A 15,675-nucleotide genomic window follows, 5' to 3' on the forward strand; every position below is an offset into this window, starting at 1 on the left:
GCTTCATAGTTAGACTATACTGTTTATATGTACAGTATATTGTGATTTATTATGATGCTTCTAGGCCGCTTCGCCAAACATACCCAATATCAGCTCTCGTTATTTAGCTCCTTGATTGCCGCAGGATTTCCGTCACCGGCCCAAGACTATGTAGAACAAACATTAGATCTCAATGAGTTATGCATCAAACATCCTGCCGCCACGTTTTTTGTCAAAGTCCAAGGGGATTCGATGATCGAAGCGGGGATTTTCTCCGGTGATATTTTGGTGGTGGATCGCTCACTACAGCCAGCCCACGGTGATACCGTTGTCGCAGCGGTGAACGGTGAGTTTACCGTAAAGCAATTACAGCTACGCCCTGTGGTGCAATTGCTACCACGTAATGCCTTATTCTCCCCGATCGCCATCAATGATGAGTCTGAGTTAAACATCTTTGGGGTAGTGACCAACGTGGTGAAAACGCTCAAATGACGCCCTCACTATTCGCCCTCGTCGATTGTAATAATTTTTATGCCTCCTGTGAGCGGATGTTTAGGCCTGATTTGGTTGGTAAGCCGATTGTGGTGTTATCCAATAACGATGGCTGCGTCGTCGCCCGCTCCGTAGAGGCAAAACAACTTGGCATCAAAATGGCGGTGCCTGTATATCAAATCGCAAACCAACTCCGCCAGCATCAGGTTGCGGTATTCTCCTCCAACTATGCACTCTATGCCGACATGTCAAACAGAGTGATGACCACCTTAGAGCAAATGGTGCCGAAAGTAGAAGTGTATAGTATTGATGAAGCGTTTTTAGATCTATCACGCATCGATAAATGCACCGATATTCATCAGCTTGCATTAAATATTTATCAGCGAATACCGCAATGGACAGGGATCAGTGTTTGCGTTGGCATTGGGCCGACAAAGACCCTCGCCAAACTGGCAAACTATGCTGCTAAGCGTTATCCAGCAACCCGGGGCGTGGTTGATCTGCGCGACCGTGAACGCCAACGACGACTCATGGCGCTTATCCCTGTCGAAGAAGTCTGGGGAATAGGCCGTAGGCTTACGAAACGCTTGAACATCATGGGCATAAATACCGCGCTGCAATTGGCGGATGCGCATCCCAAACTTATCCGCGATACCTTTTCGGTCACCGTTGAGCGCACAGTACGCGAACTTAACGGCATTGCCTGTGATGACATACAAGAGGTCGCCGCCACTAAGCAACAAATTATCAGCTCCCGCTCCTTTGGTAGTCGTATTGATAACTTGGAAACGATGCAACAGGCAATCAATGAATACACTTTTAGGGCCTGTGAAAAACTGCGCTCCGAGCGCCAATACGCTAAAGCGATGTCGGTATTTGTGCGTACTAGTCCTTTTAGCGATATGACTCCCCAGTACAGCAAATCGCTGTCGGGCAGTTTAGTTCGGCCCAGCAATGATACGCGGGATTTTGTCACCCTTGGCCAAAGCCTATTGCAACGCATTTGGCGTGAAGGTCATGCTTATGTAAAAGCTGGTGTCATGTTAGGGGATTTTTTTGGTGCAGGCGTGTTTCAGCTCGGATTATTCGATGACGTCACGCCTAGGCCTAAAAGCAAGGAGCTGATGCAGTTACTCGATAAAGTGAACCACAGCGGCCGCGGAAAAATTTGGTTTGCAGGACAAGGTATTGACCCAACTTGGGGGATAAAACGTGAACTGCTCTCCCCTCGTTACACCACCCAATGGGCACAACTGCCCATAGTGAAATAATCAGCAAATCCAGTGGCTAAATGACCATCTGCGAATCGCATTAATACTCTAAGCATTGGTTATTCAGTGAAGCTCACTCCACTCCTGACGATATTAATCAGAATAGGCTTATCGGCCTAAATCCATCTCACTAAGACTGTGCCAGCAAAACTCATCTCGCTTGGTAAAATAATTTAAAAAAAAACAATGTTTAACATTAAAAATGACAAGGCAATGAACGCAGTAGAGAGACAACTAAGGCAATAAAGCAGACTTGCAAGTCTTCGCAATCTTAAAAAGATAAGCAAGGGCAAGCATGAGCTTGCCCTGAACGTAGATGCGGCTTTCAACATTATTCTGCTTTAAATCTCAACTAACACTAGAATGCATCCAACACTATAATCCAACGATTGCAAAACCGACTTAACACTAAAATCCATCGGCGTTAGCGCTAAAATAGTATCAACATCCATCATGCTTTGCCTATTATCTCAGCCTTAACACTCTTCATCACTCAGGTCTTCAAAGTACCAGTAACCGAGGTTCACCCACTCAGTCAGCTGCGTAAGCAAATCGGCATCGGCTAACCAGGGGGCTAAGGCGGTTTTATCTAACTGATTGCTATCACATAGTAGTGGGATCACCTCGGCCAATTCGGCTGAAAGCAGATACTTATCACCATTAATATACACAACGCCTTGTCCCACATTGATATCAAAATACAAACAACGCAGTCCGCCGAGGCGAATAAGCGGTTGCTCATCGAGCCAAGCGAGCACTTCGTCTTGCGTGATGTCCAACGGCTCATCGGGTAAATCGAGGGCGCATTTAGATTGAGTTAAATAGCGGCCCGAAAACTCGCTCACCAGTTCATCGGTTAACATATTAGTCAGTTGCGTGCGTAACCGCGCTAAATCGCGATTATCGACACAACCACTGCGCGTTGTCAGCTCGCGGTCTGGATCTTCAATCTGCTGTGCGCCTAAATCTTGCTCAGACAGATGATCGGCCAAAGCACTTACCATATCTTTGGCGGAAGCTGTGCGATAACCTACTGAAAAACTTAAAGACTGTTCTAAGGTTATACCGTCATGGGGGAATCCTGGGGGAATATAAAGGATGTCGCCGGGCAATAACTCAGTATCGATAATCGGTTCAAAAGCTTCTGTGTGCAGCAAAGCGGGATGGGCGGCAAACTCTTTGTGCGGCCCCAGATCGCCTACGCGCCAGCGGCGACGTCCCGAACCTTGGCAAATAAACACATCATACAGATCGATATGCGGCCCCACGCCACCGCCAGGAGTGGCAAAACTCACCATCACATCATCTAAACGCCAGCGCGGAATAAAATCAAAACATTGGATCAGGGCTTCTGCATCGGGCACCCAGTTGTTCAAGGCTTGCACGATCAAAGTCCAATCCCGTTCACCGAGATGATCGTAGGAATCAAAAGGGCCAAATTCAGCCTGCCATTGCCCTGCCTGTTGGTACACTCGCCGAGATTCCACCAGCTCATCCATGGCTAAGCCGGCTAACTCTTCGGGCGAGATTAAATCTTGAAAATGTTTGAATCCTTGGCGGATAACCAAAGGTTTTTTCTGCCAATATTCTGCTAAAAATTGCGCGGGCGTTAAGCCATTAATATCGAGTTGCATGGGTTGCTCACAAACCAAACTGTTATTCATAGAGGTAAATGCTAACAGGAAGCGAAACCAAGAAAGCTCGACCGGATCAACAAAGCATTAAGTCTTTTATCAGCGTTAATGTGATAGTGAATTTACTAACGTATTGAATTACAATCGGCTTATCTAAAAGCGTTGCGCTGTCAAAGACGGCAATGCTGACACATCATTTATAGAGTCCACATAAGATCTATGCCTACATCTGCAGCTAACACTTTGGTCGTGCTCGACTTTGAAACCACAGGGCTATCGCCCAATCAAGGGGACCGCGCGATTGAAATCGGAGCTGTGCTGATTGAAAACGGCGTGATCACCCAAAGATTTTCAGAGTTGATGAACCCAGGATTTAGAATAAGTCGTTTTATTGAGGACTACACAGGGATCAGCAATCAAATGCTCAGGGATGCAGCGCCCTGCAATGAAGTGATGGCGCGTTTTGCCGACTTTATCGCCGATCATAACTTAGTCGCCCACAATGCGGCATTTGATCAGCGCTTTTTAGACGCGGAATTTGCCCAAATTCGCCATCGCTATCGAGGACAATTTGGTTGCTCCTTGCTAGTGGCAAGACGTTTATATCAAGCGGCACCCAATCATCAGTTAGGTACTTTAGTGCGCTATAAACAGTTACCAAGCGATGGCACCTTTCACCGCGCCTTAGCCGATGCCGAAATGACTGGCCATTTGTGGCTGGCAATGCTGGCAGACCTTCAGCAAGAGTTCGGTCTCAATGCTCCCACCTTCGAGTTACTACAAAAAATCGCCAAGAAAACCAAAGCAGATGTGCCGAAGTTTTTACGTCAATATGCGGTTAAGTGATCCCAAAAAGCAAAAAGCCGATAAATCCAAGGATTATCGGCGATGTTTCAATAAGCAAATTAAGTGCTCAACGACTTGCCAGCAAAAAACAGCAAGCTCCTAGCAATAATGACCCATCTATAACGGCTTAAGCGGCGCGCTATCAATGCCGCAGGAACTGCGAACCACTAAGGTCGTCGGAATAAGCTGCGCACTCACCTCTTGTCCGCGGATAAGTTTGAGTACACTGTCGACTAAGATTTCACCGGCTAATTGGGTGTTCTGCTTAATGGTCGTTAATGGCGGATTGGCAAAACTCGCCACCGGAATATCATCATATCCCACCACTGCAACTTGTTCTGGGACTGAAATGCCCTTCTCTTTCAGCGCACGAATAGCACCAATGGCAATCAGATCGCTAGCAGCAAAAATAGCATCAAACTGTGCGCCTTTGGCCATCAATGCCATAGCCGCATCGTAACCAGCACTTTCAGTGCTAATTGCCGACACTTGCTTAGTGTGATCGACTGCAATATTCGCCATTTGCAGCGCTTTCACATGGCCTAAATATCTGTCCCTAAACTCAGGGCTGTGGCTCGAGGCATCGCCTAAAAAGGCAAAAGTTTTACGACCAAGGGAAATCAAGTGCTCTGTTGCAATCAAGCCGCCTTGATGATTATCACAACCAATCGATAGTACTGACTTATTGTTATGCTCAGCACCCCAGATCACAAAATGAGTATTCTGCGCGAGCAATCGCTCCAACTTTTGCTCGTAGTCCATGTAGTCGCCGTAACCGAGCAAAATAATGCCGTCAGCTTTATTACTGTCTTCATAATCGGCGTGCCAATCGCTGGACAATTGCTGAAAAGAAACCAATAAATCATAACCTTGCTGCGCCGTTGCTCGGGTAATGGAGCCAAGCATAGACAGGAAAAAAGGATTGATTAACGAGTCATCGTTGGTGGGGTCTTCACACAATAACAGCGCTAAGGTATGGCTATTTTGGGTGCGAAGATTGCTGGCATTTTTATCGACCTTATAATTCAGCTCTTTGGCAATGGTTTGAATACGTTGGCGAGTTTCTAAATTGACTAGCGGGCTGTTTCTAAGGGCACGGGAAACCGTTGACTGGGATACGCCAGCACGATAAGCAATATCAATCGAGGTCGCTTTCGATGCCATAAAGAGGATTTAACCTTAGTTATTATTTTGCGTCGATACTAAAACAGTTCCACCCACTTGTATAGACGAATGCGTTAACATCCGTCTTACATTAGAGACTCTGCTTAAATGCCGAGCTGATCGAGCAAATCATCGGCTTCATTATCAATGGCACGAGTCGCAATGGCGGGTTTATCGGCCATCTTAACCCAAGGCGAAACATTCGAATTTGAGTCGTTATTTCCCCCAATCGAACTGTGCTGCTCTAACAGACTATCGGGATCGAATTCTTCATCGTAGACAAATTCATCTAAGCGAATGAATTCGGTTTTGTCCATGGCAAACTCGAGGTAGAAAATATGGTTATTCTCTGTCCTAAACGACACTCTACGGGCAACCGCATCGTCTAAGTTAGCGTCGATTGATATAGTTAACTCTTTATTAATCGTTAACATTTTTGGTTGGCTTTGGCTGATGGATGTTTGCAATTCTTTAGAAATTTTATTAATAAAATCCCCTAGAATTTGGTTCATCAGTTCGCCCATCACATTACTCACTTCATCTGACGTATGCGAAAACGCGAGCTCAGACTCAGGCATGCCCATGTTCAGCATGTAGCGACGGTAGATTTCAATCGCTGCAGAGGCTGAAAAGTTGATCACAACCAGCCCTGAAAAACCACCGTCGAAAATCGAGAAACAACCGAGATCAGGTTTAAGACGAGTACGCGCAATACTTTGTACCATACCCGCATGGGTAACATTGCTGCCACTGGTGCTAGAAAGGACGTGGGCGACTGAGTGGCATAACTTCAGTAAAATATCATCCGACGTTACGATAGTATTTGTGGTCATAATCGATTCTCAAACTGAATAATGAATTAATCTTGCGCGTAAAAGCGTAAAAAATCAAAATTAAAACAATTGATTAGCCTAATATAGCAAGATGGCAAAATTAACATAATGCTAACTTATTGATATTTAATAGATCAGATAAAACCTTCAACATAAAGCGACTTATAAAACGGCATAACTTAATAAGAACATGCCCCATAATGCAACAGATTAAAGTTCCCTATCACTATTCCCTGCTTTAGATCAAAGAAACTCATATTTTATAACGGCTTTTGCTTAATTTATGTCACAGACGATTCAATTGAGATTGATTCGCAGGTATATTGATGCACAATAATAAGTCCTTAAGGAATCCAAATGATCACGTTTTTGCGCCGGTTTACCATTTTGCAACGCTTAATGATGATGCTCCTTATGGCCGCGATAGGGACTGTGTGTTTTGCCAGTTTTTCAATTAAAGAGCAGTACAGTAATTTAATTGAGCAGAAATGGTTGCAGATAGACGGTCAGCTCGCCAGCATGTTAAGCGTGATAGATGTGCACCGTCAGGATGCGCTCAAAGGTAAGTTTAGCGAAGCAGAAGCTAAACAAATCGCCGCGGATTTAATCAATCAAACTCGCTATTCAGGTTCCGGCTACTTCATTGTTATTGATGATAATAATCAAATCCTCGCCCACGGGGATAGCGCAAATCTTATTGGCACCTCAGCATTAACCTTCAAGTTACCTAATGGCACAAATCCCTTAGCCACTATGCTGCCATTAGCGCGTGCTAAATCGAAAACAACCCTCGAATACCCTATCGCCGATCCTATGACCCGTGCGATAGAAGACAAACTTGCTGAAGCCCGTTACTACCCGCAATGGGGCTGGACAGTCATCACAGGCGCCTATCTTAGCGATGTCAAAGCTAGCTTAAAGTCAGTCATTATCGACTATCTGATTATCATGTTTTTGATTTCAGTGCCGATTTTTGCCTTCTTCCTTGTGCTTAACCATTCCATCACCTCACCATTAAATGATGCTATTGATGCCCTTGAAGATATTGCCCAAGGCGAAGGCGACTTAAGTCAGCGCATTAATGCTCAAGGTAAAGATGAGATTGCCCATCTCGCCCGCGCCTTCAACATGTTCGCCCAAAAAATTGGCGACATGGTCGGCCATTTACAACCTTTAGGCCAAGCATTAGATAAAGATGCAAAACAGCTTTTGATTGCAGTTGAAGAGTCCAATCAGAGTGCTGAACATATCCACAGAGAAACAGGCAGCGTCGCCACAGCCGTCAATCAAATGCTGTCGACCACCCATGAAATGGCGAGCAACACCCAGCAAGCGGCCGATGCGGCGAACAGCGTAAAAGAACAAGCGCAGCAAAGCCAAGTCGTAATCGACAACACAGTCAGCAACACAGAAAAACTGGTGGCAGAATTAAAAGCCTCTGAAGTCATCACCCAAAAGCTGGGCGTCGCCTCACAGCAAATCGGTAGCATTCTCGATGTGATCCGCAGCATTGCCGAGCAGACCAACTTGCTCGCCCTCAATGCCGCCATTGAAGCTGCTCGAGCAGGGACCCACGGCCGTGGTTTTGCCGTGGTTGCCGATGAAGTCCGCGCCCTTGCTACTCGCACCCAAGACTCGACCAATGAGATCCAAAAAATCATTAGCGAGATCCAATCCGGTGTAGGCTCAGTGATGAAGAGCAACAATCAAACTCAACTGCAATCCGATGAGCTGCAGGCTCAAGCCCACGAAGCGGGTAAAGCCATGGCGGCGATTCTGCAATTGATTGCCCATATCAGTGACATGAACACACAATTAGCCAGCGCCACTGAAGAGCAATCACTGGTGACCGAAGAAATTAATCGAAATATTTGTAATATTTCGGAATTAACCGAAGTCTCAGTAAAAGCTAACGAAAGTAATAGCCATGCAGCTCAGTCACTGCAAGACATTAGCCAAGACATGTCCCGCACCTTAGGTCAGTTTAAAATCTAACTAAAGTGTATGAGAACGGCATGACTTGTCGATTGGGGCGCCATAGGGCGCCCTTTTCTTTGGGTAAACCTTCTGGTAACGCTTGTTAACCGCTATCTCACCAACAATGAATTTCAACGACAAAATCCCATTAACCACAAATTCTCTGTCACGCTAACGTTTGATATGCGGTATGCTTTAGCCTTAAAAATCCAACCGAGACACTGCCATGCGAATGACCTTAGCCGTTCACCCTGAACAGTACACAATTCATAGCTTTAGCCCGAATGCCGTATTGCCCAGTGAGGTTTTTGCACAGGACATGTATTTCATTGGTAAGACCCAAGAAGGTTTATCTTTAGTCGTTTCCAGTGAAATGGAACTCGACAGCCTAGAGCAAGAACCGGGCTGGTGTTGCTTTGAAGTACTCGGGCCACTGGGATTTTCGATGACAGGCATTTTATCTAAAGTGTCTGGCACCTTAGCGGACGAACAAATCAGTATTTTTGCGATTTCGACCTTTGATACCGATTACATTTTAGTAAAAAATAATCGCCTCAAAAGTGCCATCGCCGCCTTGAAAAAACAGGACTATCACATCATAGAATCGAAAGACGAAATGTAATACCCCTTTAAATATGAGTTCATCTACTATGTACGAAAAAACAGTCACCATTACCGCCAAACATGGCATTCACACCCGTCCAGCAGCCTTACTGGTTAAAGAAGCCAAAACCTTTGACTGTGATGTCATGGTCGAGTGTAATGGTAAGCAAGCCAGTGCTAAGAGTCTGTTTAAGCTACAAACCTTAGGCTTATATTCTGGCGTCACGGTAAGAGTGTTTGCCGAAGGTGAACAGGCACAGGCCGCGGTTGAGAAAGTCTCTGAGCTGCTCATTACCCTAAGCTAGGCCTTTTCTTGCGCTAAAGTGCATTTATCGGCAGGTTTAACCGACACGCAAAAAACTCGTCTCGACCGTCTTGACATGCTAATGCTTTACATACAAACGCTTTACAAGCTTAGCGTCACTCAACTAGACTCGCTATCGCTAACGGACACTCAGTTCAGTGGTTAATTTAGGAAGGGATATGTCAATAACGGGGATTATAGTGTCATCGGGAATTGCTTTTGGACAGGCACTTCACCTGCTCCACACCGAACATCACCTCGATTATCGCCCTATTCCCCTGTCTAAAATCCCTCAACAACAGGGTAAATTTGCCAAAGCCTTGCAAGAACTACAGGCACAACTGACCCACAGTCAAGCTGCACTCGACAGCGACTCCGAAAATTATCAGTTAATCGAAGCCGATTTATTGTTATTAGAAGACGATGAATTAATCGAGCAAGTGAACGATGCCATTCGCACCTTACAATTGTCGGCAAGTGTGGCGGTTGAACGTATTTTTGCCCATCAGGCCAATGAATTACAATCCTTAGATGATCCCTATTTAGCCAATAGAGCCCTAGATGTGCGCTGTTTAGGCCAAAGAGTCGTCGCGGCAATAAACGGCCATTTAGCTCAAGGACTCGAAAAACTCGATAGACCCACTATCTTATTAGCGCAGGATTTGACCCCCGCCGAATTTGCCTTACTGCCGCGGGAAAACCTTTGCGGTATTGTACTGAAAACGGGCGGTTTAACGAGCCATACGGCCATTTTAGCCAGAGCAGCCGGCATTCCAGCCATGTTAAGTTGTCAGTTCGACGCAGACTCTATTCCCAACGGCACGCCCTTAGTGCTCGATGCACTCGCGGGTGAACTTTGTGTCAATCCCAATCCAGACCAACAGGCAAGACTCACAGTCACCTTTCACCATGAACAAGCAAGGCGCGCAGCACTTCAAACTTACAAGGATGTCCCAGCGCAAACCCAAGACGGTCATACTGTGGGACTCATGGCAAACGTGGGTAATCTCAATGACATCACCCATGTCAGCGATGTCGGCGCCGATGGAATAGGTTTGTTTCGCACCGAATTTATGTTGATGAACGTCGCCACCCTGCCCGATGAAAAAGCCCAATACAGCTTATATTGCGATGCATTGCACGCCCTAGGCGGTAAAACCTTTACCATCCGCACCTTAGATATAGGTGCAGACAAAGAACTACCCTGTTTATGCCAAGAAATTGAAGATAATCCCGCCTTGGGTCTTCGCGGCATTCGCTACACCTTGGCGCACCCAGAATTATTTAAAACCCAATTGAGGGCCATTCTGCGTGCCGCTAACCATGGCCCGATCCGTTTGATGTTCCCTATGGTCAATCAAGTCGAAGAATTGGACGAGGTGTTTGCACTCATTGCCCAGTGCCAAGATGCCTTGGAAGAAGAAGAGAAAGGCTATGGCGAACTTAGCTACGGTATCGTTGTCGAAACACCTGCTGCGGTATTCAACCTCAACGCTATGCTGCCAAGACTCGATTTTGTCAGCATTGGTACCAACGATTTGACCCAATATGCAATGGCCGCCGATAGGACAAACCCGCAGCTTACCCGTGACTATCCGTCCCTTTCGCCTGCCATTTTAGCCTTAATTAACATGACAATAACCCAAGCTAAGGCCGCTAATGTTAAAGTTTCTCTGTGCGGTGAACTCGCCAGTTCACCGCAAATTGCGCCACTGTTAATCGGCATGGGGTTGGACGAACTCAGTGTTAACTTAAGCTCACTCTTAGAAGTGAAAGCAGCTATTTGCCAAGGCAGCATCACACAATTTTCGGCATTAGCTCACACAGCATTACAACAAGATAGAATTGCAAACTTACAGCAGTGTATAACAAGCTATAAATAGAGACATTTATTCGTTATGCTGCATTACAGAACAAAAACAATGACAAAAACAAGCAAAAGAGGCTCTAGATTATGGGATTTTTAAGCCGAATAAGGCGCTTGGTATCGGGCCAGACTCAATTAGCTGGCGGTATCATGGTATATGCCCCCGTTTCCGGGGATATTGTCGCCATTGAAAAAGTCCCCGACGTGGTTTTTGCTGAAAAGATTGTCGGTGATGGCATCGCTATCGCCCCCAAAGGCGAATTAATTCTGGCGCCTATCGACGGCACCATAGGTAAAATTTTTGAGACAAATCATGCATTCAGTATTGAGTCTCCCCAAGGTTTAGAGCTATTTGTTCACTTTGGTGTAGGTACAGTCGAGCTGAGAGGCAAAGGGTTTAAACGTTTAGCCCAGGAAGGTCAAGAAGTGAAAGTCGGCGATCCTATCCTGTCATTCGATATTGATTATCTAAAAGACCAAGTCGACAGCCTACTCACTCCTGTCGTTTTGGCGAACATGGAAGATGTCAAATACCTCGACAAAGCCCAAGGCAGTGTCACCGCAGGCAAAGACGTGATCTTTACGGTACAGCTCTAATTTAACCATTTCGAATAAATCGTTTATCGGTTGTTTTCTGAATAATAAAAGGCTGACTCACCATCATGAGCCAGCCTTTTAAGTTTTGAAAACCAAGCCTATACACGGTATTTGAATTCGCCAAGCTGCACCGATACACAGGCTTGAGAGAATCTATTTTGGCCGTCCTCACGCTAAGCATCACGTTCCCTGCGAATAACGGCTACATGACTCTAGTAAACTAATCTACTTTGAACATGGCAAAATCGGGGCGCGGCAATTTATCTAAAATACTGTACAGATAAATCACCAATACCGAGAGTAAAGCGCCTGTCAAAAACAGCCACTGACCGCCAAAATGATCCAATATGATGCCACCTCCAAGGGGCGCGAGCGCAAATCCTAAGTCATAGAATGAAGCAGCCCCAAAGTAGGCGCCGCGAAGATGATCAGGGGCTAAGCGGTCGATATGCACATTCATAGTGGGGAACAAAATAGTCTCGGCGACACTCATCACCACAATCGCACCAATCCAGCCCCAAAATAGATCCAGTGGATTAAACGCCAGCCAGATTTGTGAGCTGATCAGTAATAGCAATCCGATTTGAATCCGTTTGACGAGCGGAAAACGGGCCATGAGTTTCAATAGCAAAAATTGGGTGGAGATAATCACCATTGCATTGGTGAAAATCATGCCAGAAATTAACGTCAGCAAATCAGGCGCACCTGCGCGAGTAAGATATTGGATCAACGAACTGTCCATTTGGGCATAAATGAACATACACAAAATATTGGCAAAAATTAAACATTGCAGCAGTTTATCTTGCAATAGAATGGCGATAATTTGCTTACGGCTCACGACTGCCGCTTTTTTCGTGCTCGCCTCTGCATCAGTCGATAAGCCATTCACACCACGATTAACACCATCACTTGTCATGTCATTTACAAAGTCACTTTCACTGCTACTCGTATCGCCACTTAAATTGTCACTCGATGAGGCGCCAGCCGCCATAGCAAGTTCCTGACGGGTTTGATGGTTAAATCCCCAATATAACAAGGCCAACAACACGGCAAAGGCCACTGCAGTAAGGTAGAAACTGGATTGCTTGCCCGTAAGACCAAGCCATACCCCCAGCATAGGGCCAACGGCGCAGCCAAAGTTGACGATAAAATACAGCGACTGCATCGCCAATTCGCGTGTCTTAGGATCGGCAATAATGTCGCCCATAGCGGCGGATGTCAGCGGTCGCCACAGTGAAGTGGCCATAGAGCACAGGGTCATCACGACCACATACCCCTCGACAGAATTGGCTTCAGCCAATAACGAAAACGAGATGATATAGAGAATGCCCGTCAGGTACATCAGCTTATGACGACCGATTCTGTCGGACAATGAGCTACCAACAAAGCTCGTAAATACCGAAATAATCGCGGCGCTGGACAAGACCATGCCGACCTCAGTGGCACTTAGCGCAAATTTTTCATATAAAATAACGGCTAAGAATGGCCACACCATGTAATAACTGCCACGGGTGATAAAAGACCCAAACAAAAATATCCACATCAAGCGCGGAAATTGCTTAAATCGCTGCAATGAAACATCGCTGTGCATCTTAATCCTTTAAAAGCGCATTGACTTCAATGCTTAAATCAAACTGATTTTAATGAAAAAACAATATATACAAGGCACTTAAGTTAGACAAGTGTTAAAAAGTCAAACCAAAGCAAGTCACCAGCGATTATTATCTCTAGAAAATTAACGTTTTATTAATCACCAGATATCGGCAACACATCCCACTTGTGACATGCGACGCACAATGCCACAATGCCAGCAAAATCAATGCTTGCAAGCCAAGCGTCCATCCACACTGGAGCATCATTTTGACCCTCTACGGTATTAAGAATTGCGATACAGTGCGTAAAGCACGTAAATGGATTGAAAATCATCAACTTCCAGTTCATTTCCATGATTTTAGAGATGACGGCCTACGTCAAGAAGACCTCGAATTCTGGTGTAACACCTCAGGCTGGGAAACCGTATTCAATAAGCGCAGCACGAGCTTTCGTGCGCTCAGTGACGCAGATAAAACCGATATCGATCAAACCAAAGCCATTCAACTTATGCTGACGCAACCGACACTGATCAAACGCCCCGTCTTAGTCGTCGGTGAACAAGTGCTGATTGGTTTTGATGAAGCCGCCTATAAAAGAGTATTCTCAGTATGATGCTTGCCGACAATTATCCCGTTACAGAACTGACAAAAGCGCTGATCGCCCGCCCTTCGGTGACACCGCTTGATGAAGGCTGCCAAACCTTAATGGCTGAAAGACTCAGCGCCATCAGTTTTAATATCGAACCTATGGTATTTGAAGACACCACCAATATGTGGGCTCGCCGTGGTAATGAAGGCCCCGTTTTTTGTTTTGCGGGCCACACAGACGTTGTGCCAACGGGCGATGTGAGCCGCTGGCACACGCCGCCTTTTGTGCCCACCATCATTGATGGCTACTTATATGGCCGCGGCGCAGCGGACATGAAAGGCTCACTGGCGGCTATGATCATTGCCACCGAACGCTTTGTGGCTAAACATCCCGATCATCATGGCTCGATTGCCTTTTTGATCACCAGCGATGAAGAAGGTCCATTCATCAACGGCACGACGCGAGTCATTGATACCTTAGAAGCGCGCAACGAGAAGATCACCTGGGCATTAGTCGGCGAACCCTCATCAACCCTAAAGCTGGGTGATGTGGTCAAAAATGGTCGCCGCGGCAGTTTAACCGGCAACTTAACCGTGAAAGGCATTCAAGGCCACGTGGCCTATCCACACCTTGCCGATAATCCAATCCACAAAGCCGCACCTTTCTTAGCTGAGCTAAGTCAGATGCACTGGGATAATGGCAATGAGTTTTTCCCCCCCACCAGCTTCCAAATCGCCAATATTAATGGCGGCACGGGCGCATCGAATGTGATCCCTGGTGCACTGGAAGTGATGTTTAACTTCCGTTACTCCACCGAAGTGACCGCCGAAATCTTGATTGAGCGAGTTGAAACTCTATTGAAAGCCTATGAGCTAGATTACGATATCAGCTGGATTTTCAATGGCCTACCATTTTTAACCGGTGATGGCCCGTTATTAGATGCAACCCGTATCGCGATCCGTCAAGTCACAGGTTATGAAACCGATCCGCAAACCACAGGCGGCACATCAGACGGTCGCTTTATCGCGCCAACGGGTGCCAAAGTGTTAGAGCTTGGCCCTGTCAACGCCACCATTCATAAAGTGAATGAATGCGTTAAAGTGGACGACCTTGAGCAGTTAGCCCTGTGTTATGAAGTCATTTTGGAACAATTACTGTGTTAGCACATCTGAAGATCCGTCCCGAAACCGCAAAGCTTTACGGCTTAAGCTCCCCTGAATTGGTGGATTATTTAAGCCCATATCACCTTGGTTATCATAGCTTTGGGTTAGAGGAGAACACAGCTATCGCCTTTAAGTCTATGGCTGCAAAAGCCGAAGATGCGGGCATAAAACTCGCTATTTGCTCGGCTCATCGTCCCTTTGAACGGCAACTGGCAATTTGGAATGCCAAGGCTAGCGGTAAACGCGCGGTATTGGATACCAATGAGTTACCGGTCAATATACAGGGCTTAAGTGACGATGCCATAGTTGACTTGATTTTGCTCTGGTCGGCGTTGCCCGGCGCTTCACGCCACCATTGGGGTACCGATCTCGATGTGTTCGATGCGGCTCAAATTGATGTTAAAACCCTGCGCCTTGTTGAAGCTGAATATGTTCAGGATGGTCCCTGCGCTAAATTGCATGCTTGGCTGGTAGAAAATGCCCATGATTTTGGCTTTTACTTCCCGTTTCAGCAGGGACAAAGTGCGGTAAGTCCTGAGCCTTGGCATATCAGCTATTTCCCTGTAGCACAGTTATTGTTGCCACAATTCGATCGTGCCGAACTGGCAATCCTGTTAGAAAACAGTGATATGTTGCTAAAAGATGCAGTACTCGCCCGATTAGACAATCTAATAGATGAATACGTGCTGCGTATCGCTCAGCCCTAATCACGAAATACTCGCAAAGATCAGTCAACACAGGTTAAGCCTAGCGTTATATCGTCA

The 15,675-nt window shown here is 46.1% G+C and carries 15 protein-coding genes; 11 read left to right on the forward strand and 4 right to left on the reverse strand.

Annotation, left to right across the window (positions count from 1 at the left end; genetic code table 11):
• Nucleotides 1–54: 54 nt before the first annotated feature.
• Both umuD and umuC read left to right on the forward strand, forming a co-directional pair.
• Nucleotides 55–471 (forward strand): translesion error-prone DNA polymerase V autoproteolytic subunit, encoded by a 417-nt coding sequence (gene umuD, locus CKQ84_RS20630; RefSeq protein ID WP_254053190.1) that lies wholly within the window; start codon nucleotides 55–57, stop codon nucleotides 469–471.
• Nucleotides 468–1,742, forward strand: a complete 1,275-nt coding sequence (umuC, locus tag CKQ84_RS20635; protein ID WP_105252593.1) for a translesion error-prone DNA polymerase V subunit UmuC — start codon at nucleotides 468–470, stop codon at nucleotides 1,740–1,742. The genes umuD and umuC overlap by 4 nt, the downstream gene beginning before the upstream one ends.
• A 476-nt stretch (nucleotides 1,743–2,218) precedes the next feature.
• Here the strand turns inward: umuC and CKQ84_RS20640 are convergent, their stop codons facing one another.
• Nucleotides 2,219–3,376, reverse strand: coding sequence for a cupin domain-containing protein (locus CKQ84_RS20640; protein ID WP_105252594.1), 1,158 nt, complete (start codon nucleotides 3,374–3,376; stop codon nucleotides 2,219–2,221).
• A 219-nt stretch (nucleotides 3,377–3,595) separates the two neighbouring features.
• Here CKQ84_RS20640 and CKQ84_RS20645 point away from each other — a divergent pair, with 219 nt between their 5' ends.
• Nucleotides 3,596–4,222, forward strand: a complete 627-nt coding sequence (locus CKQ84_RS20645; protein ID WP_105252595.1) for a PolC-type DNA polymerase III — start codon at nucleotides 3,596–3,598, stop codon at nucleotides 4,220–4,222.
• A gap of 117 nt (nucleotides 4,223–4,339) precedes the next feature.
• On the opposite strand, the gene CKQ84_RS20650 is transcribed toward CKQ84_RS20645, so the two are convergent.
• Together CKQ84_RS20650 and CKQ84_RS20655 are read right to left on the reverse strand one after the other, a co-directional pair.
• On the reverse strand, nucleotides 4,340–5,386 hold the full coding sequence (locus tag CKQ84_RS20650; RefSeq protein WP_028760051.1) for a LacI family DNA-binding transcriptional regulator: 1,047 nt from the start codon (nucleotides 5,384–5,386) through the stop codon (nucleotides 4,340–4,342).
• Nucleotides 5,387–5,490: 104 nt separating this feature from the next.
• Nucleotides 5,491–6,219, reverse strand: coding sequence for a DUF3334 family protein (locus tag CKQ84_RS20655; protein WP_105252596.1), 729 nt, complete (start codon nucleotides 6,217–6,219; stop codon nucleotides 5,491–5,493).
• Between the two features lie 357 nt (nucleotides 6,220–6,576).
• On the opposite strand from CKQ84_RS20655, the gene CKQ84_RS20660 reads away from it, so the two are divergent.
• From CKQ84_RS20660 to crr, 5 genes are all read left to right on the forward strand, one after another.
• A complete protein-coding gene (locus CKQ84_RS20660) occupies nucleotides 6,577–8,214 on the forward strand; it encodes a methyl-accepting chemotaxis protein (protein ID WP_028760053.1) in 1,638 nt (545 codons plus the stop codon).
• Nucleotides 8,215–8,422: 208 nt separating this feature from the next.
• On the forward strand, nucleotides 8,423–8,818 hold the full coding sequence (locus CKQ84_RS20665) for an ACT domain-containing protein (RefSeq protein WP_105252597.1): 396 nt from the start codon (nucleotides 8,423–8,425) through the stop codon (nucleotides 8,816–8,818).
• 28 nt (nucleotides 8,819–8,846) lie between these two features.
• Nucleotides 8,847–9,104 (forward strand): HPr family phosphocarrier protein, encoded by a 258-nt coding sequence (locus CKQ84_RS20670; RefSeq protein ID WP_028760055.1) that lies wholly within the window; start codon nucleotides 8,847–8,849, stop codon nucleotides 9,102–9,104.
• 178 nt (nucleotides 9,105–9,282) lie between these two features.
• Complete coding sequence (gene ptsP, locus CKQ84_RS20675; protein WP_105252598.1) at nucleotides 9,283–10,986, forward strand: phosphoenolpyruvate--protein phosphotransferase; 1,704 nt, start codon at nucleotides 9,283–9,285, stop codon at nucleotides 10,984–10,986.
• A gap of 71 nt (nucleotides 10,987–11,057) precedes the next feature.
• Nucleotides 11,058–11,567, forward strand: coding sequence for a PTS glucose transporter subunit IIA (gene crr / locus CKQ84_RS20680; protein ID WP_006081821.1), 510 nt, complete (start codon nucleotides 11,058–11,060; stop codon nucleotides 11,565–11,567).
• 220 nt (nucleotides 11,568–11,787) lie between these two features.
• Here the strand turns inward: crr and CKQ84_RS20690 are convergent, their stop codons facing one another.
• A complete protein-coding gene (locus CKQ84_RS20690) occupies nucleotides 11,788–13,158 on the reverse strand; it encodes an MFS transporter (RefSeq protein ID WP_105252600.1) in 1,371 nt (456 codons plus the stop codon).
• A gap of 269 nt (nucleotides 13,159–13,427) precedes the next feature.
• Between CKQ84_RS20690 and CKQ84_RS20695 the strand changes: the two genes are divergently transcribed.
• From CKQ84_RS20695 to CKQ84_RS20705, 3 genes are read left to right on the forward strand one after another with little or no spacing between them, the layout of a single operon-like run.
• Nucleotides 13,428–13,772: an ArsC family reductase gene (locus tag CKQ84_RS20695; protein ID WP_105252601.1), complete on the forward strand. Its 345-nt coding sequence runs from the start codon at nucleotides 13,428–13,430 to the stop codon at nucleotides 13,770–13,772.
• Nucleotides 13,772–14,911, forward strand: coding sequence for a succinyl-diaminopimelate desuccinylase (dapE, locus tag CKQ84_RS20700; protein WP_173913231.1), 1,140 nt, complete (start codon nucleotides 13,772–13,774; stop codon nucleotides 14,909–14,911). Before CKQ84_RS20695 ends, dapE begins: the two co-directional genes overlap by 1 nt.
• Nucleotides 14,905–15,618: a M15 family metallopeptidase gene (locus CKQ84_RS20705; protein ID WP_105252603.1), complete on the forward strand. Its 714-nt coding sequence runs from the start codon at nucleotides 14,905–14,907 to the stop codon at nucleotides 15,616–15,618. Before dapE ends, CKQ84_RS20705 begins: the two co-directional genes overlap by 7 nt.
• The last annotated feature ends 57 nt before the right edge of the window (nucleotides 15,619–15,675 follow it).

The sequence above is a fragment of the Shewanella sp. WE21 genome, from assembly GCF_002966515.1.
In the GTDB taxonomy this organism is placed as follows: domain Bacteria; phylum Pseudomonadota; class Gammaproteobacteria; order Enterobacterales; family Shewanellaceae; genus Shewanella; species Shewanella oncorhynchi.